General features: G+C 40.0%; 18 protein-coding genes. 10 read left to right on the top strand and 8 right to left on the bottom strand.

The genetic code is table 11. From position 1 onward, the window contains the following. Positions 1-26: 26 nt before the first annotated feature. The 5 genes from D1013_RS04095 to D1013_RS04075 all read left to right on the top strand — a co-directional run bounded on the left by D1013_RS04095 (position 27) and on the right by D1013_RS04075 (position 6759). Positions 27-3977 carry a hybrid sensor histidine kinase/response regulator gene (locus D1013_RS04095; protein ID WP_225621361.1) on the top strand — a complete coding sequence of 1317 codons (3951 nt, stop codon included), beginning with the start codon at positions 27-29 and terminating at the stop codon, positions 3975-3977. A gap of 192 nt (positions 3978-4169) precedes the next feature. Then, entirely contained in the window at positions 4170-4475 is a 306-nt protein-coding gene (locus D1013_RS04090) for a hypothetical protein (RefSeq protein ID WP_121847674.1), read from the top strand. A 55-nt stretch (positions 4476-4530) separates the two neighbouring features. After that, positions 4531-5166, top strand: a complete 636-nt coding sequence (locus D1013_RS04085) for a SanA/YdcF family protein (protein ID WP_121847673.1) — start codon at positions 4531-4533, stop codon at positions 5164-5166. Positions 5167-5217: 51 nt separating this feature from the next. Then, positions 5218-6471 carry an NRAMP family divalent metal transporter gene (locus D1013_RS04080; protein ID WP_121847672.1) on the top strand — a complete coding sequence of 418 codons (1254 nt, stop codon included), beginning with the start codon at positions 5218-5220 and terminating at the stop codon, positions 6469-6471. A 96-nt stretch (positions 6472-6567) separates the two neighbouring features. Next, complete coding sequence (locus D1013_RS04075) at positions 6568-6759, top strand: hypothetical protein (RefSeq protein WP_121847671.1); 192 nt, start codon at positions 6568-6570, stop codon at positions 6757-6759. 1 nt (position 6760) lies between these two features. Here D1013_RS04075 and D1013_RS04070 read toward each other — a convergent pair whose 3' ends face one another. From D1013_RS04070 to D1013_RS04040, 7 genes are all read right to left on the bottom strand, one after another. Further along, complete coding sequence (locus D1013_RS04070; protein ID WP_225621362.1) at positions 6761-8698, bottom strand: OmpA family protein; 1938 nt, start codon at positions 8696-8698, stop codon at positions 6761-6763. A 6-nt stretch (positions 8699-8704) separates the two neighbouring features. Next, a complete protein-coding gene (locus tag D1013_RS04065) occupies positions 8705-9697 on the bottom strand; it encodes a PorP/SprF family type IX secretion system membrane protein (protein WP_317125492.1) in 993 nt (330 codons plus the stop codon). After that, positions 9697-13383 carry an Ig-like domain-containing protein gene (locus D1013_RS04060; RefSeq protein WP_121847669.1) on the bottom strand — a complete coding sequence of 1229 codons (3687 nt, stop codon included), beginning with the start codon at positions 13381-13383 and terminating at the stop codon, positions 9697-9699. The genes D1013_RS04065 and D1013_RS04060 overlap by 1 nt, the downstream gene beginning before the upstream one ends. Positions 13384-13541: 158 nt before the next feature. Then, complete coding sequence (gene fabD / locus D1013_RS04055) at positions 13542-14429, bottom strand: ACP S-malonyltransferase (protein ID WP_121847668.1); 888 nt, start codon at positions 14427-14429, stop codon at positions 13542-13544. 106 nt (positions 14430-14535) lie between these two features. Then, positions 14536-15045 carry a gamma carbonic anhydrase family protein gene (locus D1013_RS04050; protein WP_121847667.1) on the bottom strand — a complete coding sequence of 170 codons (510 nt, stop codon included), beginning with the start codon at positions 15043-15045 and terminating at the stop codon, positions 14536-14538. Positions 15046-15062: 17 nt separating this feature from the next. Then, a complete protein-coding gene (locus D1013_RS04045; RefSeq protein WP_121847666.1) occupies positions 15063-15791 on the bottom strand; it encodes a LytR/AlgR family response regulator transcription factor in 729 nt (242 codons plus the stop codon). Positions 15792-15794: 3 nt separating this feature from the next. Continuing rightward, positions 15795-17696 carry a tetratricopeptide repeat-containing sensor histidine kinase gene (locus D1013_RS04040; RefSeq protein WP_225621363.1) on the bottom strand — a complete coding sequence of 634 codons (1902 nt, stop codon included), beginning with the start codon at positions 17694-17696 and terminating at the stop codon, positions 15795-15797. Positions 17697-17983: 287 nt separating this feature from the next. Here D1013_RS04040 and D1013_RS04035 point away from each other — a divergent pair, with 287 nt between their 5' ends. Beyond that, positions 17984-19168, top strand: coding sequence for a VWA domain-containing protein (locus D1013_RS04035; protein ID WP_121847665.1), 1185 nt, complete (start codon positions 17984-17986; stop codon positions 19166-19168). Positions 19169-19213: 45 nt separating this feature from the next. Here D1013_RS04035 and D1013_RS04030 read toward each other — a convergent pair whose 3' ends face one another. Further along, positions 19214-20227 (bottom strand): PorP/SprF family type IX secretion system membrane protein, encoded by a 1014-nt coding sequence (locus D1013_RS04030; protein WP_121847664.1) that lies wholly within the window; start codon positions 20225-20227, stop codon positions 19214-19216. A gap of 218 nt (positions 20228-20445) precedes the next feature. Here D1013_RS04030 and D1013_RS04025 point away from each other — a divergent pair, with 218 nt between their 5' ends. From D1013_RS04025 to D1013_RS04010, 4 genes are all read left to right on the top strand, one after another. Continuing rightward, positions 20446-21351 (top strand): NifU family protein, encoded by a 906-nt coding sequence (locus tag D1013_RS04025; protein WP_121850586.1) that lies wholly within the window; start codon positions 20446-20448, stop codon positions 21349-21351. Positions 21352-21430: 79 nt separating this feature from the next. After that, positions 21431-21631, top strand: a complete 201-nt coding sequence (locus D1013_RS04020) for a dodecin family protein (RefSeq protein ID WP_121847663.1) — start codon at positions 21431-21433, stop codon at positions 21629-21631. Between the two features lie 62 nt (positions 21632-21693). Continuing rightward, a complete protein-coding gene (locus tag D1013_RS04015) occupies positions 21694-23742 on the top strand; it encodes a thioredoxin domain-containing protein (protein ID WP_121847662.1) in 2049 nt (682 codons plus the stop codon). A gap of 76 nt (positions 23743-23818) precedes the next feature. Continuing rightward, positions 23819-24670 (top strand): mechanosensitive ion channel family protein, encoded by an 852-nt coding sequence (locus D1013_RS04010; RefSeq protein WP_121847661.1) that lies wholly within the window; start codon positions 23819-23821, stop codon positions 24668-24670. Positions 24671-24692 lie beyond the last annotated feature (22 nt).

The following is a 24692-nucleotide window of genomic DNA, read 5'->3' as shown; positions in this document are numbered from 1 at the left end:
ACGATATTCGGCCGATTTTGATGAGAATGAAGACCTTATTACCCCTACTTTTACTTCACGCCTCAATACTTTGCGGGCAAGAATTTTATTTCGAGCACTATAAAGTTGAAGATGGCCTTTCTCACAATACGGTTCTCAGCTCTATTCAAGATGAAAAAGGATTTTTGTGGTTCGGTACTAAAAGTGGCCTAAATCGTTTTGACGGATATAATTTTAGGCTATTTCAAAAAAATGAAGACGACCCAAAAAGCTTACGAAGCAACTATGTAGAAAGTCTTTTTGAATTAAACGGTACTATTTGGGTAGGTACCGATAACGGGCTTCTTTCCTATAACGAAAAACTGGAAAATTTTGATTTTGTAGAAGGTACCGAGAACAACCAGATCATTGATATGAGTGGCGACTCAGATGGTAATCTCTGGTACATCGCAGAAAGTAGTCTTATTAAATATGACCCCAACAAAAAGGAGAGTACTAAGTTCGAGGCAAGCGAAAATTTCTACGCCTCCGATGTTATCAACACCAAAGATGGGTTATGGGCCTGTTCAACAAATACCTTATATAAATACGATAAGATTACCAACAAATTTACCAGACATGCCCTAGATGTCGAAGCAAGCCCCAGTAGCCCTTTTGGCATTAACGAACTTTTCTCGCTTGATGACCGAACCATTTTGTTGGGCACTCAAAATCATGGCGTGCTTGCATTTGATATTATTTCGGAAAGACTACAGGAAATCGGCTTTCTTACTTCTGGCAAGCAATATGTTCGCGACTTTGCCCTGCGTAGCAATGACGAACTTTGGGTAGCTACTGAATCCGGATTGCATATTTTCAACCTGATAACCAAGAAATACAGTAATCTTAAGAAGAATTACGACGACCCTTATGCCCTTTCCGATAATGCCGTCTATAGTTTGACCGTAGATAAAGAGGGAGGTGTTTGGGCCGGAACCTATTTTGGGGGCATCAACTACCAATCAAAACAATATTCGCCATTCAAAAAATACTTTCCAAAGTCAGCCCAGAACTCACTTAACGGAAACGCCATTCGTGAAATCACTGCCGATAAATATGGAAACCTTTGGATTGGCACAGAAGATGGCGGGCTCAATAAATACAACCCAAAAAAAGATAGTTTCACAAATTTTACATCTATTGAAAAACAGAAAGATGGTATTCTAGCGCATTACAACGTTCACGGTCTGCTTCCTATTGACAATAAACTTTGGATCGGTATGTTCGACAATGGTATTGATATTATGGACATCAATACGAATAAGATTATCAAGCACTACGGCACCGATATGGCTCATGGCCTGCGGAGTAATTTTGTATTCGCAATCAACCAGACACGGTCAGGCGAAATCTTCTTTCTATCGACCTTTGGAGTACAGACCTTTAACCCGACCACAGAAAAATTTGAATTGTTTGAAGGGTTTCCTGACAATTTACACTACACCAGTTTTTTAGAAGACAAATCAGGCATTTTATGGGCAGGCACCACGTTCGATGGGCTTTATTCATATAATCCGGCAACTGGAGAAAAAGAAGCTTATAGATATAATAGTTCTACACAGAACAGTATCTCGAACAACCACATCAACTCAATATTTCAAGATAGTAGAAATAACATTTGGGTGAATACCGAAAATGGACTGAATCTCTTTCTTGAAGAAACCAAAGCGTTTAAACGCTACGGACTCAAAGATGGTTTCCCTACCAATGTGTTTTATGCCACATTAGAAGATGACAGTGGCAATCTTTGGATGAGTACCTCTAACGGGTTGGTCGAATTCAATGCCATAACCGGCAATAAAAAGATATATTCAAAGGCGGATGGGCTACAGAGTGATCAATTTAATTATATGGCCGCCCATAAAGCCGATGATGGCACCATGTATTTCGGAAGTGTCAACGGCATGGTCAGTTTTAACCCCAAAAATTTCAAAAAGAACAATTACAGTGCACCAACTTATATCACCGCCTTACAGATAGACAACCAAGACGTTTTTGTAAACCAAGAAGATTCACCAATTGAAGAATCAATTACATCGCTAAAAAAACTAACGCTAAAACCGTCGCAATCATCATTCAGTCTCGAATTCGCCGCTTTAAGTTTCAATGCGCCAGAGAATACAGAATATTGGTACAAGATGGATGGGCTTAACAATGACTGGGTGCATCTACAGAAAGACCATAAGGTCTATTTTACCGAGTTGGCACCGGGCAATTATAATTTCTTCGTAAAATCAATGAACAGTAGTGGTGTATGGGGCATGGAAACATCCGGTCTTCAAATAAAGGTGCTACCTCCCTTTTACAAAAGCAATCTAGCCTACTTACTTTATACCTTGCTGACACTATTGCTTATTTTTCTAAGCTTTAGAACCTATCACCAGCGCATCAAGTTCAAGAACGACCGAAAAATACGGCAATTGAACAGTAGAAAAGAGAAAGAAATTTATGAGGCCAAAATTGAGTTCTTCACTAATATCTCACATGAGATCAGAACACCATTGACACTCATCAAAAGTCCCCTGGAAAAAGCTCTTAGAAGGTCCCATGAGATACCTGGGGTAAAAGAGAATCTCGCCATAGTCAAAAGAAATACCAATCGCCTTCTTGATTTGGTCAATCAGCTGTTGGATTTTAGAAAAACGGAGATCGAAAGGGTCGATTTAACTTTCGTGAGAACGAATATCACCAAACTCATACAGTCAACCTATGAGAGGTTCAGCGAGGCCATTCGCGATAAGGAAGTCGATTTCCGATTGAATTCGGAAGATGAGGATATTTACGCCTCGGTCGATAGCGAAGCTCTCAAGAAGATTTTAAGCAACCTTTATGGCAATGCCATTAAATATGCCGATTCAAAAGTATTGGTTGATTTAAAGAGGAATGAATCGACGATTGAACTGACCATTAAAAATGATGGAGATTTAATTCCCGGTCATCTAAAGGAAAAGATTTTTGAGCCATTTTATCGCGTTTCGGGTTCAGAAAACCAAACCGGAACCGGTATCGGTCTGGCCTTGGCACAATCGCTTACCGAAATGCACGGCGGTAGCTTGAGCCTAGACACCTCCGATGGTTCTTTGAACAGCTTTGTGCTAAAACTGCCCATCAACCAAGAGAAAGAGTTCATGCTCAGGCCTAAAGCTGTTGAACAAGAAGATATAGAAGAACCTATCGCTGACCAACCGGCAACACAAAGCAATGAAAATACGGTATTATTGGTCGAAGACAGTATTGAACTTCTCGATTTTGTGGCCAAAGAACTTCGGGAAGACTATTATGTTTTAAAGGCTACGGATGGTGAAAAAGCATTAAAACTTCTTCATGAAGAAAACATTCAACTAATTATTAGCGATGTGATGATGCCGGGCATGAATGGATTTACCTTATGTAAAAAGATAAAGACCAATCTTGAAACAAGCCATATTCCGGTCATTCTTCTTACCTCTAAAAGTGCCATGTCCGCAAAAATGGAAGGACTTGAATCCGGTGCGGACGCCTATATAGAAAAGCCATTTTCAGTCAAGCACTTAAAAGTACATATAGCCAATCTTATAGAGAACAGAAGGCACGTAATGGAGCATTACGCAAGTTCGCCTTTAGCTCATATTAGAAGCATTGCCAGCACTAAGACCGATGATACCTTTATCAAGAAACTAGATGAAGTGATCATTCAGAATATGGCCGATCCTGACTTAAATGTTGAAACTTTGGCGGAAATCATGCATATGAGCCGCTCTACACTCTATCGAAAAATAAAAGATATATCAAACCTAAGCCCCAACGAACTCATAAATATTGCTCGCTTAAAAAAGTCGGCAGAACTATTAAAAACAGGCAATTATAGGGTATTTGAGGTAGCTGAGATAGTAGGTTATAATTCTGCAACGAGCTTCGGGCGTAATTTCCAGAAACAGTTTGAGATGAGCCCTACCGAATACATGAATAAAAAAGATTGATACGATTTTAGATTTCGAAGTATACATTATTCTTCAGCTTTGATACGTTGCCTACCATCTAATGCTTCTTGCGTTTCGTCGAAAAAATGACAATAAGAGTTCATGTTCTACCGTTCTTGTAGGTACCAAAATAATTACTGTTTAATTATTGTGCGTTAGGCTCCCCGCCGCAACAATCTAAAATTTAAGAGCATGGCTTCTACAAGATCAGATTTTGGCAACAAGGCCAACCCGTTTCATTATCAAGACAGTACGTTAAAAAACATGGCGTCTAAACTTTATAAGCTCAAGGCGAAATTTGAAAGAAAATACTATAAGCTTTCTGGCTGTCGAAAATATGATATGGCCCGTGATTTCAACATTGAACTAAGCGCTACTTTATATCAAGTGAATCAGATGCTGAATTTCAATGAAGCTAACAACGTGTCTTTTAATTACCAGAAAATTGACACTAAAATCAATAGTTTAGAACAGGAGCTCTCAAGCCTCATTTCATAAATTCGGTCTAAAGGAAACCTTTTTCCTTATCTTTATACGACCTATACCAAACCAAATGAAACGCAAGCACTTTAAGATTATTGGGCTATTTGTTGCTGCCCTCTTGTTACTTATCTTTTTGTGCAATACCATCATTACAAATGCTGCTAGCGGCAAGACATTTTCCGAGCCGAACGAAATCTACAAGAACCGCGTAGGCTTGGTTCTGGGCACCTCGAAGAAATTAATTGGGGGGCTACCGAACCCTTATTACACCCATAGAATTACGGCCACCGTAGAATTGTACAAAGCGGATAAAATCGATTTTGTACTTGTAAGCGGTGATAATGGCACTCGCTATTATAACGAACCCAATACCATTAAAAAGGATCTGATCAAAGGAGGTATACCTGCCGATAAAATTTTTCTTGATTTTGCCGGTTTCCGCACTTTAGATTCTATGGTCAGGGCAAAAGAAATTTTCGGCCTCGACAGCGTTACCGTTATCTCTCAAGAATTTCATAACCAGAGGGCGATATACTTGGCCGAGAAAAAAGGTCTCAAAGCTATTGGTTTCAATGCGGAAACCGTAGCCGGTAAAGAAGGCCTTAAGGTTCAACTTCGGGAATATTTGGCACGTGTAAAGGTATTTGTTGATCTTGTTTTTAATACGCAGCCCAAATTCTATGGTGACCGTATTGAAATAAAATAACCTTCATCATAGTTGAAAATGCCTTATTTTAGGATATTGAAACAACCTTTCATGTCCACATTCAAAACGCTAGTAAGAAATCTTGGTCCCGGTCTTTTATTTGCCAGTATGGCAATCGGAACCTCTCATTTAGTACTATCTACTAAGGCCGGTGCGCAGTATGGATGGGTGATGATTATACCTATCATTTTAGCCAACCTTTTTAAATACCCTTTTTTTGAATTCGGGGTTCGGTATACCAACGTCACCGAAAAAACACTAATCGAAGGGTACCTCAACCGTGGAAAAGGGTATTTATGGTTTTATGCCATCATAACCCTAATTTCTACTTTCACCATCTTAGCAGCGCTCTATACGGTTACAGCAGGCCTTTTCATCAATCTTTTTAAAGTTTCCGATGTCTCAATATCGACGGTAGCTCTGGGCCTATTTGTATTTATCAGTTTGGTTTTGATAATTGGTCGATATAAGTTCATGGAAACCTCGCTGAAATTCGTTGTTTCTATTCTTTTCATTGCCCTATTGGTTACAACCTTCATGGTTTTGATAAAAGGCAACGTTTCAGATACAAGCAATTTTGCTCCTCCTCCCCTATTTAATGATGCGGGAATTTTATTCTTGATAAGTCTTATGGGTTGGATGCCCACAACCGTTGAAGCATCAAGTTGGGTCAGTTTATGGAGTATTGAAAAATGGAAGGGCGAAGGGGAAAAACCCACTTTGAGCGAGTCATTACGGGAGTTTAACATGGGGTATTTAATGACTGCCATTCTTGCTGTTTTCTTCTTGATCATTGGTTGGGCAACGCTTTACGGCACCCAAACCGAATTAAGTGGTAATGCCGTAACCTTTGCTGATCAAGTTGTTCAACTCTTCACCGTGCATATCGGTTCGTGGGCTTACATTTTTATAGCCATATCTGCCTTTGCCACTATGTTCAGTACCTGTATGACGGCCCATGATGCTATCGCCCGTGTAAGCATTGATGTATTGAAACTGCTTTTTCCCAAAAGCCTTTTCCCATCAAAAAAATACTTCTTTGCCATGGGCATTCTAACCTTGGCCCTCATAAACTATATGGTCGTTTCTTTTTTCAGTGCCAATATGGGCCAATTGGTAGCTTTGGCAACATTTGTGTCTTTCGTCGTAGCACCTATTATTGGTTACATGAACCTTAAAAATGTGATGAGCGAAGAAATACCGGCGAGGGCACAACCTAGAATTTGGCTGCAAACATTAACCTACGCCGGAATTATATTTTTATCGCTGTTTTCACTTTACTACTTCTGGATAATGGTGTTCTGACGTAAAGTAATCCTAGGTTAAACAATCTTAACATTCTCAGGTTGCGATTGGCTGTACTTTTTGTAAGCTTTGTAGAATTACTTGTAAAACAACTTAATGAAGTTCATCCACATAAAAAGAAATACAGTCGCAGAAAAGAGATTTACCGAGAAGATGGGCATGCTCTACACGAATGTCACCTACGTAAAAAAGGCCTTTTTAGGTATTCCACTAAAGACCTTGCATATCTATCGAAAAACTTATTACGGTAAAGTAAAATCTTGCGAAGACTGTCGAATAGCCCATTAACCTACTTTACTAGGTCGGCATAGTTTTCCACTACAAAAAGCGTTCGCAAGTTCTGCTTGTGTAAGAAATCGAGGCAATAAACACCATCTTTACAGTTGTTTAATATATACTCTTCCCCAAAGCCTTTGGCACTTTTTATGTTAGAGTTTGACAAACCGTTCTGCAGCAGATAGTCTTTAATAGCATTCGACCTAGCCTGAGATATTTTTTGGTTGGATGATTTACCACCTCTACTATCAGTATGTGTCTCTATTGAAATAATCATTTCAGGAAACATGGCCACTTTTTTGACAACATCATCTAGAACAAAAGTAATATCGGGAGTTAAAGTGCTCTTTCCGCTGGCAAAATAGAAATCGTTTACATCGAGTACTTTTTTACCCTCACGGTCCTTTAAAACATCGTTCATTGACTCTAGCCGAACCTGTAGAGGAGCCTTTTGCATCTCTTCTAAAGTCTTCGGGTCATAAGTCTCCTCAAAGGAAGCAAAACTATTCTTGGCAATATGAATACTCGCTACATCAGTATACGGTATCTCAATATGATAATTGCCAAAATTATCGGTCGTTACCTGTTTTAGCACTTCATTGTTGGCACCCTTGATGGTTACATTTACATCAGCAATCGCTTCATCGTAGGGCGGCTGCATCACTTTGCCCCTAAAAATCAATGTTTTTAGCCCAGGTTTGGCATTTACCTTAAAGCCATATATGTCATCGTCACCTTTACCTCCTGAACGGTTTGAAGAAAAATACCCGATAAAACCATCAGTTTGGTCTTCTTTAATGATAAAACCAAATTCGTCATATTTGGTATTGATTCCGGTTCCTAAATTGACAGGAATGCTAAAGCTTTGGTCAGAAAGAATGTTGCTTCTGTAAATGTCCATTCCACCGACTCCATAGAAAACATCCGAAGAAAAATACAAGCTGTTATCAAAGACAAATGGTGCTATTTCGTTACCAGGGGTATTGATTCTCGGGCCCAGATTAATGGGTTGAGACATAACCTGTCCGTTATTAGTTACCACATAATAAATATCGGTACCACCATAACTATCATCAAAATTGGCAGAAAAATAAAGACGCTCAGCCTTTTCATCATAATACGGATAGTAAAAAGATGTACTCAAATCTTTTAGGAGAAACCTAAAAAAGCCGTTATCATAGGCCATACCAATGGATAAGGCATTCTTGCCCTTTTCATCAAAGGCCAAGTTCTTACCTTCGGTATTCGAAAGAACGTAATAGATACTGCCATTTCTTGCCGAATAGTAGGGGGTCGACTTATGGTACGGTGAATCGGGTATACCACCAAAAACCTGTACATTTTTAAGGTTACCGCTATTATCTCTATCGGCCACATAAATATCTAGGTAAGACTCACCCGACGGACCATAAACTTTCTTTGATTTTGATTTTCGACTACTGCTAAATAACAGTTTGTCGTTATAAAAACTTGGTGAAAAATCGGCCTGTGCCGTATTGGCGCCAATATTAAAAATAAAAAAACCTGATGCGGGATCACTACTGCTTTCCAACATACGATAATTGAAATCTGCATTTTCAGAGAGTTCGCCCGCCAACTTTTCATTTGACTTTAAAAAAGCCTTCACGCGTTCCTTTTCAGATGTTTTGGCCAAACTTTGAAGCATCTTGTTAAATTGATGGTCAGACATGATAGAATCATTCTTGTTCACATCTAAATAGAGCTTCGTAGCTTTATCATATTGTCTTGTTCTGAAATAGGAATCAGCCAGATTTAATAATTGGTGATTGGTCATGATTTTACCATCTGCCATTTGCTTATGATATTCCCTAATGGCATCTTCATAGGCATAGCTATAAAAGTAGCGATCCCCCTTCGAGGTAAATTCTTGGGCCAAAACAGTAGTAACCCCAAGTACAAAAATGGATATGAAAAGTTTAAGTTTCATCATAATCGATTAGAAAAATCTTGGCGTATCTATTTGCTTCGGTTTTCCTTTCAGGTTTTTATCGTTGGTATTGGTACCATCACTCTTTCCTAGATAGAACTTCAGTATCACTTCGTGAGAACCACTACTAAATTCTCCTAGAGGCTGGGTATTGTAATCATAGGCATAACCAATATAAGTGCCGCTGGTAATTTGAAACCCTGCCAATGCACTCACCGAATTACCGAAACGATAAGATGCCCCAAGCGTAAATCTATCATTGAACAAAAAGTTGGTAGACAGATTCGTATTCAACGGCGCCCCATTGATATAGTTCAACAAGAAAGCCGGTTTAAACTTGAGGGTTTCCGATAAATCGAAAACGTAACCCCCAATAAAATTGAACTGAATTTTATCTTCTATGATGGTCGCTACATCATCGTTATAAATACCATCGGTAAGAAAATTAGGAATAGAAACCCCTAAATACCAAATCTCATCTTCATATAGAAAAAGACCTGCCCCTACCGTTGGGTAGAATTTTTTAATAGTTTCCCTGTCCAAAATAGGTTCCCCCGGGTTTTCAAAAGTACCTTTCGAAAAATCAACATTCAAAAACGATCCCCCAACATCCATACCAAAAGAAAGCTTTGCCTTTTCTGAAACATTGAATTGGTATGAATATGCCAACTCAACATACGTTTGTGTAGAAGGCCCCATTTCATCATTAATGATATTGAGCCCAACCCCCATTTTTTCATTGGCCAAGGGTATATTGGTGCCCAAACGAATAGTTCTTGGAGACCCCGGAACATCAACCCATTGGGCTCTGTACAAACCAGCAATTTCAGGATCTTGAACGGTACCGACATAGGCTGGGTTAAAGCTGCCTATATTGTACATATACTGGGTGTAATGGGGTTCTTTTTGTGCCTGTAGGCCTAAGGTGCAAAACAATAAACCAAAGAATACAATTACAGGTGTATAAGCCAACTTGAATTTTCTATATACCATTATCAGCATTATCTTATTAGCTGGATCCAGCCTTTTTTAGTGGTGTTAGTTTCAACCCCTTCAACCTCTTCCTGCAAGGCAACATTCAAGACATAAAAATAGGTGCCGTCAGGAACCTCTTTTCCTTCGCGACTGCCATCCCAAATAATATCACCGCTCATATCGGCCCCTTCGAAGACCACACTACCGTATCTATTAAAAATTTTAATGTCGTAAAGAATATCGATCTCTCTCTGCGTACCATTTTCATTCACCAAGGTGCGATTAATTTTTAAATCATCATTGACACCGTCGTTATTTGGGGAAAATTGATTAAAAATAATTCCAAAATCGGCTTGGGTGCGTTCCGAAACATTCACGGTCACCTCATCAACGTTGTTATCATATTTACCTTCACTATCTAAAGGTGAAGACCTCACTATCTCAGCTCTATTAGTAAATGTTCCAACCGTAGGAACGGCCACCCTAATTTGCAATTCGGCTACCTCATTTCTTAAAAGTTCAGGAATTACCCAAAGGCCAGTCTGTAAATTAAATGTTCCTAAAAGCGCTTCGTGGGAGATATATTGAAACCCTTCGGAAATAGTATCAAGAACCTGAATATTAGAAACCGCGTTTTCCCTCGACTTATTGGTGACGCGAAGGGTGAAAATCACCTCTTGCCCCACTAAAGGGTTTACTTCTGAAAGATTACGATTATTAGAAATGTTCAAAGTGTCATTAGAATCTACTATTCTTGCCAACTTCTCCATTACCAAATCAATGCCTTCTGGCAAATCTACGTTCAAGGAAACCTCGGCTACGTTGTTGGCTTCATTATCGTCATCAGGAAATGACTGCAACAGTTCTGCAACATTGGTATATGGTCCGCCCTCGATTACATCTACCGTAACCGTCAAGGTAGCAGTACCACTAGCAGGTATTTCAAAAATCGTCCACATACCATCAAGCTGGTTATAAGTGCCTATGGAGGTATTATGGTTTTTGTACGCAAAACCGGTCTCGAGCAAATCGCCTACTATAACGTTCCGTGCTGTTCGTGCTGACAAGTTGTTAACCGAGACGGTGAACATAACCTCATCACCGACCACCGCATCGGGCTTATCCAACGTTTTGACAATCTCTAAATCAATGGGCGTAGGATCACAATTCTCATGATTGATATTAGGGCTACAGGCATCGAAAGGATCACTGCCAGCAACTTCTTCATCACCATCAGAAATACCATCTTCATCGGTATCACAAAGACCTACTGAATTATCGGGCACACAAGGGTTGTTGTTTCCGGGGTCTAAATGGTCTAAAGTTCCGTCATTATCAGTGTCAAGGATATTTGAATCGAGGGCATCAATAATACCATCTCCATCGGTATCAATCGGGTTATTGGGGTCGTCACCTACTTCTTCCCCATCTAAAATTCCGTCACCATCCGTATCGGGATTATTAGGGTCTGTTCCCAAAGAAGCTTCAATCCCCCCCAAAAGACCGTCATTATCATCATCGGTATCACAACTACTCACTGAGATAATAACTTGAGCGGTCTGATTTTCGCAAGGAGCCTCGGCGCCTGTAGTCGTATATGAAAATATATAGTTACCATTAGGGAAACCTTGAAAATCAAGAATATTACTTGCATTAGGTGTAGCCGCTGACGGGCCATCAACAAAAGCCCATTCCCCATCACTTGGTATCTGAGTAAACAAATCATCTAAATCTAAAATTGTATTGCCATATTGAGTGACATTACAAGAAGAAGCGTTTTGAGGACTTCCGGTGAACACTGGCGCAGAAACTACGGCTTCTACTGCTACTCTTTCTGTGGCGCAATTATTAGAAGAGGCTTCTACATAATAAGTAATAGACTGGTTTAAGTTAGGAGTCGTGAAATTTGCTCCACTACCAACAGAAGTACCTCCAGTTGGTTGTGTGTACCAGAGAATTGTCGCATTTGCACTGGCAGTAGCCGTCAAGGTCAACGTACCTGGGCCACATCTCTCAGCACCGGCGCTACTTTGTAATTGAGGAGAGGCGGTAACTGCCAAATTGATAGTTAGCAACGGGCTTGTACAATCGTTAGTAGCATCATAATAAAACCCGTAGTATGTTCCTGGCAATGGATTGGTTATTCTGTTTTGAGGCACAAAACTTCCGGTTGGGTCGGCCGCATCGCTCGCCCATCTCAGAAAGGTTCCGTTCGGACCGTTGTTTGGAGCATAATCATTTAATGTAATGTCATCATCGATTTCATCACAAAAAGTAGTAGGAACCGTATTGTTAAGCGTAGGTGCATCATCGCCGGCAACACAAGGATCACAATCATCAACCGAAATCGTTACTACGGAAGTATTCGGGCCACAAGGCCCTACTGTATTGGTAGTATATGTAAACTCATAATTTCCTGAGGGCTGTCCCCTAAAATCTAAATTATTATTATTCGGAATAGTAATGTCTGGGCCTCCTGTCTGCGACCAGCTTCCTGCATCTTCGTCTTCGATAAGGTCATCCAAATCGATTCGCACAGGACCAAATTCATTGGTAGGATTGTTACATGCTGTAGCATTGGTTACAGTACCAGCTGAAGGCTGCTCGGTAAAAGTTACTTCAACCGCTGAGGATGGACTAGCACAGGAATTGTCATTGGCCCAAAAAACAGCATAATACGTACCACTTTCGGTAGCAGCGGGGTTAGCAGGCAATAATTGTCCTGCGGTCGAGGGGTTGGCCTGCAGACTCCAACGAACAGAGGAACCGGCAGGTGCATTACCCTGAATAAATGTATTAAGATTGACCGAATTGTTTGGGGGGCTGCAAAATTCCTTCGGATTGTTGTTGATTGTCGGGGCTACATCGCCTGCAATACAATCGTTATCAGTAATCGTAACAGTTCTATCAGCCGCGGGCACTTGTGTAAACGAAAAAAGTGCCGTATTACTTGGTTGGCCTAAATTTAAGATAACAGTTTCCTCTGTTTCCGGTGTGGTATCATCAAGAACATCTATAAAGATATTGACCTGATTCACCCCTGCAGGAAAAGATATTTGGTTCTGGGCAATATTTGGATCATTTCTCACTTCAAAATCGGTACCTCTCGTCGCAGTACCGTTGTTGAAATTATATGGTATAGTAATAGGTGCGCCTGTACCATTAGCTTTATCGAGGCGCAAAACATACTGCCCAGGGTTGGCAACCTCTGCCGCTTCGGTTTCAGAGGCGTCACCATCTAACATTTCTAAAGTGAAGTTACCAGTGTCATTGTCAGCAATGTTGATGGTAATCGTATTTGCATTGGTATCAATAGTTCCGAAAACAGCAGAAGTAAGCGTTACTATTAAGGTTTCCGGCCCCTCTACCAAGTTATCGTCTACAATATCGACTGTCACTAAAGCTTGACCGCCATTGCCATTGTTTAGAGTAACAGAACCTGTCGGGCCTGTGTAATCGCTTCCATCATCTGAAGTACCTGTTAGGCTATAGTTTACAGTAGTAGGAAATATATTGGCCTCACTTCTTGATATAAGAAAACTTGCAGGATTAGCAATACCATCACTTTCAGCGGCATCTAAATCTGAAGAGGTAATAGAAACTGTTTGCCCAAAAGCCGTTTGTCCGTAACAAAACAGAAGCAATAATAAAAATGCCTTACCAAGACCAGTAATGGCAGCGGCAAAGCGAGTTCTTTTCTTTTTCATTTTCATAAACTGTCCTTTGAATTCAATTGAAATTCAATACACAGCACTTTAAGTAGGTTCTCGTAAAATGGGCCTCAATAATACTAAAAAAATAAAATAGGGCCGTAAATCTGGGGTTAAATAAGGGTTTGTATAGATTAAATACAATTTATACGTAAAAAACCCTACTCTGCGATTTCGGCGGAACGGCTTTCTACGTCTTTGGCTATCTTTCTTACTAGACCTTGCAACACCTTCCCAGGGCCTACTTCAATAAATTGAGTGGCTCCATCTTTCACCATGTTTTCAACGCTTTGCGTCCATTTGACAGGTGCAGTCAATTGTGAAATTAGGTTTTTCTTGATTTCGGCCGCATCATTTACTGCGACGGTGGTTACATTTTGATAAACTGGGCATTTAGGTTCACTAAATTTAGTATTCTCGATTGCCGATGCCAATTCTTCTCTTGCAGGTTCCATTAAAGGTGAATGAAAAGCACCCCCAACAGGCAATACCAAGGCTCTTCTAGCGCCGGCCTCCTTCATTTTTTCACAAGCCGATTCAATAGCCTCTACCTCACCCGAAATCACTAATTGACCTGGACAATTATAATTTGCCGCCACTACGATACCAGAAGTTTCTTCACACAACCTTTCTACCACCTCATCATCTAACCCCAGAACCGCGGCCATTGTGCTCGGTTTCAATTCGCAGGCCTTCTGCATCGCTAAGGCTCTTTGGGAAACTAATTTTAGTCCGTCTTCAAAATTTAATGTACCATTGGCCACCAAAGCGGAAAATTCACCCAAAGAATGCCCGGCCACCATATCAGGCTTAAAATTATCGCCCAAAACTTTACTCAAAATGACCGAGTGAAGAAAAATGGCGGGTTGGGTAACTTTGGTCTCTTTTAAATCTTCGGCAGAACCTTCAAACATTATATCGGTGATAGAGAAGCCCAATATTTCATTAGCCTTTTCAAAAAGTTCTTGTGCGATAGGGTATTTTTCGTAGAGCTCTAAACCCATACCTACAAATTGGGCCCCTTGCCCAGGAAAGATATATGCATTCATTGTGTTCGTCTTTAAGTGGGCACAAAAATAGGAAAATAGTTAGCAGTAGCATGGCGCTATCACAAAGTAATACCTTTTGAAAAAGTTTTAAGAGCCGATAGACAATCTATTCTTTGAACCAACCTGAATAGGTTACATAGTTATTGGCTATCCGGTCTATCTCGCCAGAACTAAGCTCTGGGCTAATATCTTTGATCTTTTTGGCAGGCATACCAGCAAAAATACTTCCCGATGGCACATGGGTGCCTTTGGTAACTACGGCGCCAGCCGCTATAATGCTGTTACTTTCTACAACACAATCATCCATAACAATACTACCCATACCAATAAGTACATTGTCTTGTATGGTGCAGCCATGTACTATAGCATTATGACCTATTGAAACATTGTTACCAATTACCGTAGGTGATTTTTGATAGGTACAGTGTATTACGGCCCCGTCCTGTACATTTACTTTATCGCCCATTTTAATAAAATGCACATCGCCACGTATGACGGAATTGAACCATACGCTACATTGATTGCCCATTTCTACCTCGCCTACTATTACGGCATTTTCGGCAACAAAACAATCTTCGCCTATCTTAGGTTCTTTACCTCTTACCGATTTTATCATTCTTAATTTTTTTTAGTTTAAAAATAGGCCAACAAATCTTTCTTCTTGGAGGCCGAGACCAGTAGCTCTTTTCCGTTTGAAATGACTACACTGCCACCTTTTCCCTTTCTGTACTTGACTATTTCATTGACATTTACCAAATAAGACTTGTGTATTCTAGCAAAGGAGTATGTCTGTAAAATATCTTCAAAATACTTTAAAGTTTTGCTCACCAATATTTTGGAACTGGACAAGTATATTTCGGTATAATTATCATCAGCCTGACAATATAAAATGTCGCACACGTTCAAAACCTGAAAACCGTCTTGTTGCGGAATGGTAATCTTGCCATTTAGAGACGATACCTTTGGCTGTAGAACGCCATCTTCTAACACCTTTTCTTTTTGCCTAACTTCTTGAACATATTCTACCGCTTTTATGAGCTCATCGATATTGATGGGTTTCATTAAATAATAGGCGGCATGATGGTTAATGGCATCAATAGCATAATGATCATAGGCTGTAACAAATACAGTTTCAAAGTTTCTGTCGGGAAGTTGATCTAACAGGTCAAAAGCATTGCCATACGGCATTTCTACATCTAAAAACAACAAATCTGGATTGTGGTCAGTCAATAGTTTTAAGCCCTTTTGAATGGAATCAGCTTCGCCCAGCACTGTCACCTCTGGGCAATACTTGGCAAGGTAATTTCGTAAGATTTCCCTACTGTTCAATTCATCTTCAATGATAACGGCTTTCAGATTCATCGGCTAACTTTTTCTTAGGGTAAAGACAACACAAGTTCCCGAGCCATCTGCATTCAGGTCAGAAATCTTTACGTCCAACTTATTTTTATACATATCGTTTAATATGGCGATGCGTTTCTTGATATTACCCATTCCTTTTGATTTTTGCTTTCTCTGATTTAGGGTCTTCAACTCCGCCGATTTTTGGCGGCCAATTCCATTATCACTAATGGTCACCAAGATCTTATCTGAGCCGACCTTTTCCAACGCTATATTCAATTGGCCTTTTTCCTTTTTATAACGAAGTCCGTGCCAAATAGCATTTTCAATATAAGGCTGTAATAACATAGGTGGTATTTGAAACGATTCGATATCGGCCGATCCATCTATTTTGATTTCATAATCGAATTTTTCAGGAAATCGTGAGTGCTCTAATTTCACATATAGCTGAAGCAGCTCTAACTCTTTGGATAGGGGTATAAAATCTTCCTCAGAATTTTCAAGAACAGACCGCATCAAAGTTGAAAATTCACTCAGATACCTATTGGCACTACGCTCATCACTCTTGGCTATATAATTGTTCACCGAATTAAGGGCGTTGAAAATAAAATGTGGGTTCATTTGTGACCTAAGAGATTTGAGGGCCAATAGATGGTTCGCCAGTTTCTGCTGTTGATTGCTTCTATAGAAAAAGAAGGTAGCCAGCCCTAAAAGCAATATCCCCAATAAAAGCGAATAAATAACCCATTTCTGGCGCTTATTGGTCTCCTCTACCAATTGCTTTTCAGTCTTCGCCAAATCAAACTTACTTTGAGAAAGCTCACGCTCTTGCTCAAGCCCTGTAATTCTGCTTTGCTTTGCCGCTATCTCACGATTAAAGCGGGCGGCCCTGGAAATTTCTTGCTCTTTGCGAGAGTAAAGGGTATCGACCAATGCTACATAGTTTCTATACGTTTCAAAGGCCTTGGTATACTCTCCCTTGTATTCGAACACTTCCGAAAGCTTTCTGGTCGCATCCTTTCTCACCACTATGTCATCGTCAACAGCTGCCTGTTCGATACTCTCCTGTAAATATGGAATGGCTTCGTCGTATTTGTCTTGTGCAATGTAGGCGTTGGCGATTTTATAATTGATACGCTGTGAGGTTATAGAATCGGCATTGGTCAGGCCGACTAACCTAGCAGCCTTCTTTCGCGGCAAACTGTTCAACTCTCCCAAGCTTTCTTTTCTAAGTTGAATTTCTGCCCCGTACTCATTTTTTTGATTGTAAAAATCTGCCACCTTATCCTTTTCCTGAACTGCCCGTTCTGGGGGCAACTGTTTTGATAATTCTAAAGAGCTATCATAAAAGGCATCGGCCTCGATCAACTTATCATCTTCTGCGTAAGCATCGGCAATCTTGGAATTTAAATCTGCCAGTTTCGGAGTTATTTGATTCTGATTGGCAATCTTGATACCCTCTTGATAAAAAGCCACTGACTTTTCGATATCACCCAGCCCTCTGTATGCATCGCCCAGGTGCTCGTAGAGTGTAGTCTTTTGATAGGGAATGAGGCCATTTATTTTTAGTAAAGGCCGTAAAATTGTCTCCGCCTCATTATACTCACCATTTAGAACCAATGCTTCCCCTAAAAGCAGTGTTGTTTTTGAAGTTTTGTTAGTTTCTAAAGATTCCCGGTAATTGGTGATTGCCAAATCATATTGCTGGTAGTATTGATATATTTCCCCTAAAAAAGATAAGGAAAGGGCCAATTCTCTTTTGTTACCGCTATCGCCAAGTTCTGAAATGGAATGAGCTATAAAATCAATACTCTTCTCAATATCGGTAGCCTTATAAAAACTAGCTGAATCTAAGTACGATTGGTGCCGAGATAACCGTTCGCCACGAGTTTGCCCGTAAGCCAAGGCCCCTGTAAATAGCAGCATTATCCATATGTAAGAAACCCTTATCATTTGAGGAATATTCAAGTAAACTTAATGCTAATAAACGACTCAAAAAAATGATGGCAGACCTCTGAGAAGCTTTACAACAACACTTTTGATGGGTTAACGAATTAACCAGCAAGCATTACTCACTCAAAGGGCACTTTCACTCATTCCTGGTTTTTTTCGAAGAATTACCAATCTACTTTTAATCAAAAATCAATAGCCTACAAAATCATTCTTACCGGTTACGATTTCGACTGTTATTTAAAGGAATAAAACGAAAAATTATGAAAACAAAACATTTAATCATTACGGTCACATTAAGCACCTTTGCTTTAACAGCCTATGGGTGCGATACTTCAAATAAAAAGACAAAAAGCAACGACTTGGCACTACTGCAAAAAGTAGAAGAACCAAGTAAGTCGACCGAACCTAAAAACAATACCGTAAAAATAGCTTTGCTGTTGGACACCAGTAATAGCATGGATGGGCTTATTAACCAGGCCAAGGCACAATTATGGGATGTTGTGAATAAATTCACCCATGCCAAGTGCGGCAACGACACCCGACCTGAGCTTCAAATTGCCCTATATCAATATGGAAACGATGAGCTCTCTTACCGCGAGGGGTATGTACAGCAGGTATTGAACTTTACCAGCGACCTAGACGAAATCTCGGAAAAATTGTTTTCCCTTACGACGAATGGCGGGGAAGAATACTGTGGTGCCGTTATTCAGCAATCGCTCAAGCAGTTGGATTGGGGCAAGAATCCGGATAACCTAAAAATGATTTTTATTGCGGGTAACGAACCTTTTGACCAAGGCAAGCTCAATTATAAAGACGCCACCACCAACGCCAAGGAAAAAGAAGTCATTGTAAACACCATTTTTTGTGGAGATTACCAACAAGGCATTCAAACCAAATGGAAAGAAGGTGCCATTCTTTCAGGGGGCGATTATATGGCCATAGACCATAACGAAAAAATGGTACATATATCAACGCCCTACGACGACCTCATTATTCAGTTGAATACTAAGCTAAACACCACCTATATTGGCTATGGTAACTTAGGCAGGTCAAAAAAGGAAAAACAACATACACAAGACATGAATGCCGAGTTGTTAGAAGAAGTAGTAGTTGTCAAAAGAGCCGTGAGTAAAAGTTCACGTCTTTACAACAATAAATCTTGGGATCTAGTAGATGCGTCCAACGAAGCAGATTTTGATATCGAAAGCGTTGAAAAAGAGCATTTACCTAATGAGCTTAAAGCAAAATCCAATAAAGAAATCGAGACTTATCTTGACCAAAAAAGAATGGAGCGAGTCGAAATACAAAAAGAAATTAATGCACTTAACCAAAAAAGGGAAGCCTACATTGCCGAAAAAACTCATGAAGAAACAGGTGAACTAGAAAATGCTCTATTTAGTGCCATAGTAAAACAGGCGGCAAAGAAAAATTATAAATGGGAGTAAACGGATAAAAACACAAGCGTCTCGAAAACAGTTTTCGGGACGTTTTTATTGTGCGGCAGGGCAGTAACAGTCGTACTTTCTTTCAGATTGGCCAAAATCATAGCCTAAGGTAATCTGATGAAAACCTCCGCTATCAAACCTGATATCGCCTGATTGATATGAATAGTTATAAGAGACCATAAAGTTTTTAATGTTGGCCCCTACGATAGGTGTAAAAAGTTGAAGTCTTTGTTCACCAAAGCCATCACTGGTGGCAAAGGGTGTACCGTCCATACTTCTTCGGTACGAGAGTCCGCCCCAAATTCGACCAAAGTCGACATCTTTGTAAACCTTGGCGTTTAAATCTATGGTTTTCTCTTCAGTAAAATCGGTCATTTGAAATAGCACGGAAGGCTCAAACTGCCATTCCTGCTTTCCAAAGATATACCCCGCAGAAACCAAGTATCTCCTTAAATTATCAATAACAGGAACATTGTCGTTCGCTTTACCATAACGATAGAGGTTACGTTGACTGCTTAAAAGGTTATTAATGGCAAAGTGGGCATAAAATTCCATAATACTATAAGAAACACCCAAGTCAACATTAAAATAACTTTCGCTCAACCGAGAACCCGTTATGGCGTCATCAGGCAATACCGACTGAAACTCCGATTCATCAAGGCTACTTTGTAAATAAGTCGGGCTCAAACCAAATGACAATTGGTTGAGATATCTCGCATCACCACCTAATTTCAAATGATGGGCATAGGTCAACTTTAACCCCGTTTGAGCATGATAGCCATTGGCATCATTGAAGAATATGGCTCCCACTCCGCTGTTGCCTTCTCCCAATCTAAAATTGGCATTCAAGGTCTGTAAGTTGGGGGCGTCTTCTACGCTAAACCATTGCATTCTTGCAGTTGCCCTAATCTTACCGCCTTCACTTATACCGGCCATTGACGGGTAGACTAAATAATAATTGTCTGAGAGGTAGTCGAAGTACACAGGTATTCCTTCTTGTGAATAGCTCTGATAGCTTATGATTATGGAGGCCAGAAGCCAAAATAAACGATGTTTCATTTAAATGGTTAAAGCGGACTGCGTTGAGAATCGACTAAATATATGGTATAACGGATGAAATGCTACAATATTATTCTACAGGAAGATAGCTTCCGGTAAAATCGCTATTTCCAACTACATTGTAAAACTCCATTTAAAGAATGCCCGTACATCTTTACCAAGATTATGGTCATTATAAGCTCATATTTATATCGTATTTTTGCGGCAAAGATCTTGTAATGAAAGAATACAATATAACGGTTGAAAAAACCAATAACCCGAAGATACTCAAGTTTGAAACGAATCATTTGCTTACCCAAGGCAAAAATTACGAGTTCAAGAACATCGACGAGGCCAAAATATCGCCATTAGCGCAACAACTGTTTTACCTTCCTTTTATAAAGACGGTATATATATCAGGTAATTTTATTGGGCTTGAAAGGTTTGATATTGTTGAATGGGATGATGTGAAAGACGAAGTTGCACAACAATTGGTTGAGTACCTGAATGCCGGGGAACCCATCGTTCATGAAGAACATACCAAGCAGAAGGTTGCGGTTACCGTCTATGCCGAAGTAACGCCCAACCCTTCTGTAATGAAATTCGTTGCAAATAAGCGAATAGTTCCCGGAATTTTTGAATACAAAAATATTGATGAGGCCAAAGATTCAGGTTTGGCCCAAAAGCTATTTCAGTTTCCGTTTGTAAAAGAGGTTTTCTTTGATCTCAACTATGTTTCGGTCACCAAATACGATGTTGCCGAGTGGGACGAAGTGACCATGACCGTGCGAGAATTGGTTCGTGATTATTTAGCTGACGGAAATGAGGTCGTTTCTGAAAATGCCGTTTCAAAAACTACGGAAACTACAGGCAGTAAGGCTAACGTAGCCTCTCCTGAACTGGACGATACCTCTCAACAGATTGTCGATATTCTTGAGGAGTATGTCAAACCGGCCGTCGCCAGTGACGGAGGTAACATATTGTTTCAATCGTACGAAAAAGACAGTAAGACTGTAAACGTCATTCTACAGGGGGCCTGTAGCGGTTGTCCTTCATCTACTTTCACCCTTAAGAACGGTATTGAGACCATGCTCAAAAACATGATGGGCGATAAGGTTAATGAGGTAGTTGCCCTAAATGGCTAATGCATTCATCTTTAACGGGTTTCCATCAATTTTCGCTGCCATATTTCTTATATTAAAGAAAATTTAAAAACAAAATATTATGGCAGTTTTAAAAGTGATAGAAATATTGGCAAACTCAGACAAGAGTTGGGAAGATGCCGCTAACAATGCGGTTTCTGAAGCCTCAAAATCCGTTAAAAACATACGTTCAGTTTACATTAACGAACAAAGTGCTACCGTGAAAGATGGAAAAATGGATAATTTTAGAGTCAACGCTAAAATTACCTTTGAGGTTAAATAGACACAAAAATCTTAAAATAATGAAACGCCCCTATTTCGGGGCGTTCTTATTATACCCTTGTTATGAGCAACACCTACACCAATGCACTCGTTCATGAAAGCAGCCCCTATCTGCAACAGCATGCCCACAACCCCGTAAATTGGGTGGGATGGAGCGAAGACATCTTAAAATTGGCCCGAGAGTCGAACAAGCCCCTTTTGATCAGTATAGGATATGCCGCTTGTCATTGGTGCCACGTTATGGAGCATGAATGTTTTGAAGACCCGAGCGTTGCCGAAATCATGAATTCCCATTTTATTAATATTAAGGTTGACCGTGAAGAAAGACCCGATATTGATCATATTTATATGGATGCGCTACAAATGATGACGGGTAGCGGCGGGTGGCCCTTAAACATAGTGGCATTACCCGATGGCCGTCCTTTTTGGGGAGCAACCTATGTCAAGAAAAATGATTGGATGGAGGTATTGACCCAATTGGCAAGCTTGTACAATAGCGATAAGAAAAGGGTAGTCGAGTACGCTCAAAACATGGAAGATGGCATCAAGGCCATTAACTTGGTTGAACTTAATAATCAAAAAGACCTGATCGATATCGATGAGCTTTCTACTTCTGTTAAAAACTGGTCAAAGTATTTTGACCTCGAAATGGGAGGCTATAATCGTGCACCTAAGTTCATGATGCCGGTCAACCTGAATTTTCTGCTGCATTATGCTACTTTACAACATGACGAAGCCATATTGGATTATGTTGATGTTTCATTGACCAAGATGGCTTGGGGCGGTGTTTACGACCAAGTCGGTGGCGGTTTTTCAAGATATTCTGTCGATGCAAAATGGCATGTTCCGCACTTTGAAAAAATGCTTTATGACAACGGGCAGCTGGCGAGTCTTTACGCCCAAGCTTATGCTGCTACCGGAAAAGAGCTTTTTAAAGAAGTGGTCGAGGGAATTATAGAATTTGTATCTAAAGAACTTACAAACCAAGACTTTGGCTTTTATTCTTCGTTGGATGCCGATAGCCTTGATAAGTCAGGAAAATTGCAAGAAGGAGCTTTTTATGTTTGGGAAAAAGAGGAACTCGTACAACTTTTAGAAGATAAGTTCGAGATTTTTGCCTCATACTTCAATATCAACGAGTATGGTTATTGGGAAGATAAAAACTATGTTCTTATACGAAACCGATCCTTTAAGCAGGTAGCCCTCGACCACGAACTTTCCGAATCTCAACTTCAAGAAATCATCACAGAGTCTTTATCGATATTGAAAATAACTCGTCAAAAACGTCCTGCGCCAAGATTAGATGATAAGGTTCTGACTTCGTGGAACGGCCTTATGCTCAAAGGTATTATCGACGCCTATAAATATTTGGGTAAAGGGGAGTATTTGAGTTTAGCCCTTAAGAATGCCCAGTTTATTCTTCAACATCTCACCACAACCGATGGCGGACTTTATCATAACCACAAAGACGGTAAAAGCTCGATTAATGGCTACCTAGAAGATTACGCTTCGGTAATAGATGCGTTTACGGCGCTCTATGAAGTCACCCTTGAGGAAACATGGATCGAAACCGCAATGAAACTGACCAACCATGTCATTTCAAATTTTTACGATGCCGATAACGGTATGTTCTATTTCACCTCAAAAAAAGATACCTATGTCATTCGCAGAACTGTTGAAACCTATGATAATGTGATTCCATCATCAAATTCGATAATGGCAAAGAATCTTTTTAGGCTTTCGCGATTCTTTAATGAAGAAAATTTCGAAAAAATAACACATCAACAGTTGAAAAATGTTCAGAATGAAATTAGAAGAAATGCGCAAAGCTATGCCAATTGGATGCAGCTTGCCTTATACTTCAACCAACCTTTTTATGAAATTGCCATTACGGGATCTGAAGTTCATGAGAAATTAAACGAATTACAAAGATCTTATATACCAAACGCCCTTATCTCAGGAGCCGAAAAGAAATCGAATCTCCCAATTTTAAAGCATCGTTTTGAAAGCCCCGACACCCTAATTTACTTGTGTGAAAAAGGCCAGTGCCAGTTGCCCCGTTCCCGTTCAAAAGAAGTTTTAACTCAATTGCGCCAAAGCGCCCTGCATTAACAATAGTTTAATGGCATAAGTTTGAAAAAGGCCACTATTTTTTATAGGTTGGCGCTCCTAAAAAACTAATCTATATATGAAAGAATTCACAAACATCGAAGAGCACATACAAAAAGCCATCGATTTTGCTTGGGAGATTTTGCCCAATATTATTTTGGCACTTATCATATTGGTCGTTGGCCTGTACATTATCAGGTTCTTGAACAAAATGGTCAAGAAGTTTTTTGAACGCAAGGAATATGATTTGGCTTTAGAAAGCTTTTTGCAGAGTTTCATAAGCATAGCCCTCAAAGTTATTCTTTTTGTTCTGGTAGTGACCCAATTGGGCGTGCAATCGTCTTCTCTCGTCGCCATGATCGGTGCCGCTGGTCTGGCTATTGGTCTAGCCTTACAGGGTTCATTGTCAAACTTTGCCGGAGGCGTGTTGATTTTGCTTTTTAAACCTTTTCGTGTAGGTGATTGGATATCGGCCCAAGGCGTAGATGGTTCGGTAAAAGAGATTACTATTTTCTACACGAAGCTAAATACATTTGGTAACCAAGTGGCCATAATACCTAATGGCCAACTTTCCAATAACAATGTTATTAATTACAATGCCATGCCCACCCGTAGAGATAACATCAAAATCGGTATTGGTTACGGCAGTAATATCAAACAGGCAAAAGACATTATGCTTCAAATATGTGCCGAAGACGAGAACATTTTAAAAGAGCCAGCACCTGAGGTCTATGTAGATGCCCTGGCTGATAGTTCGGTCAACCTAAGTTTACGTTTTTGGGCAGAGAACGGCGTTTTCTGGAAAGCCCACTTTCACGTAATGGAAGAAACTAAAAGACGTTTTGATGAATCTGGCATTGAGATACCTTTCCCACAAAGAGTGGTGCACAGCTTGGCTCAAAAGACTACCGAAAAAGAGCCAACAAGCTAATACATTAGCCCTATAAAAATTG

Source organism: Euzebyella marina, from assembly GCF_003687485.1.
In the GTDB taxonomy this organism is placed as follows: domain Bacteria; phylum Bacteroidota; class Bacteroidia; order Flavobacteriales; family Flavobacteriaceae; genus Euzebyella; species Euzebyella marina.
The sequence above is the reverse complement of the archived record's forward strand: the minus strand, read 5'-3'. Positions and strand labels throughout refer to the sequence as shown.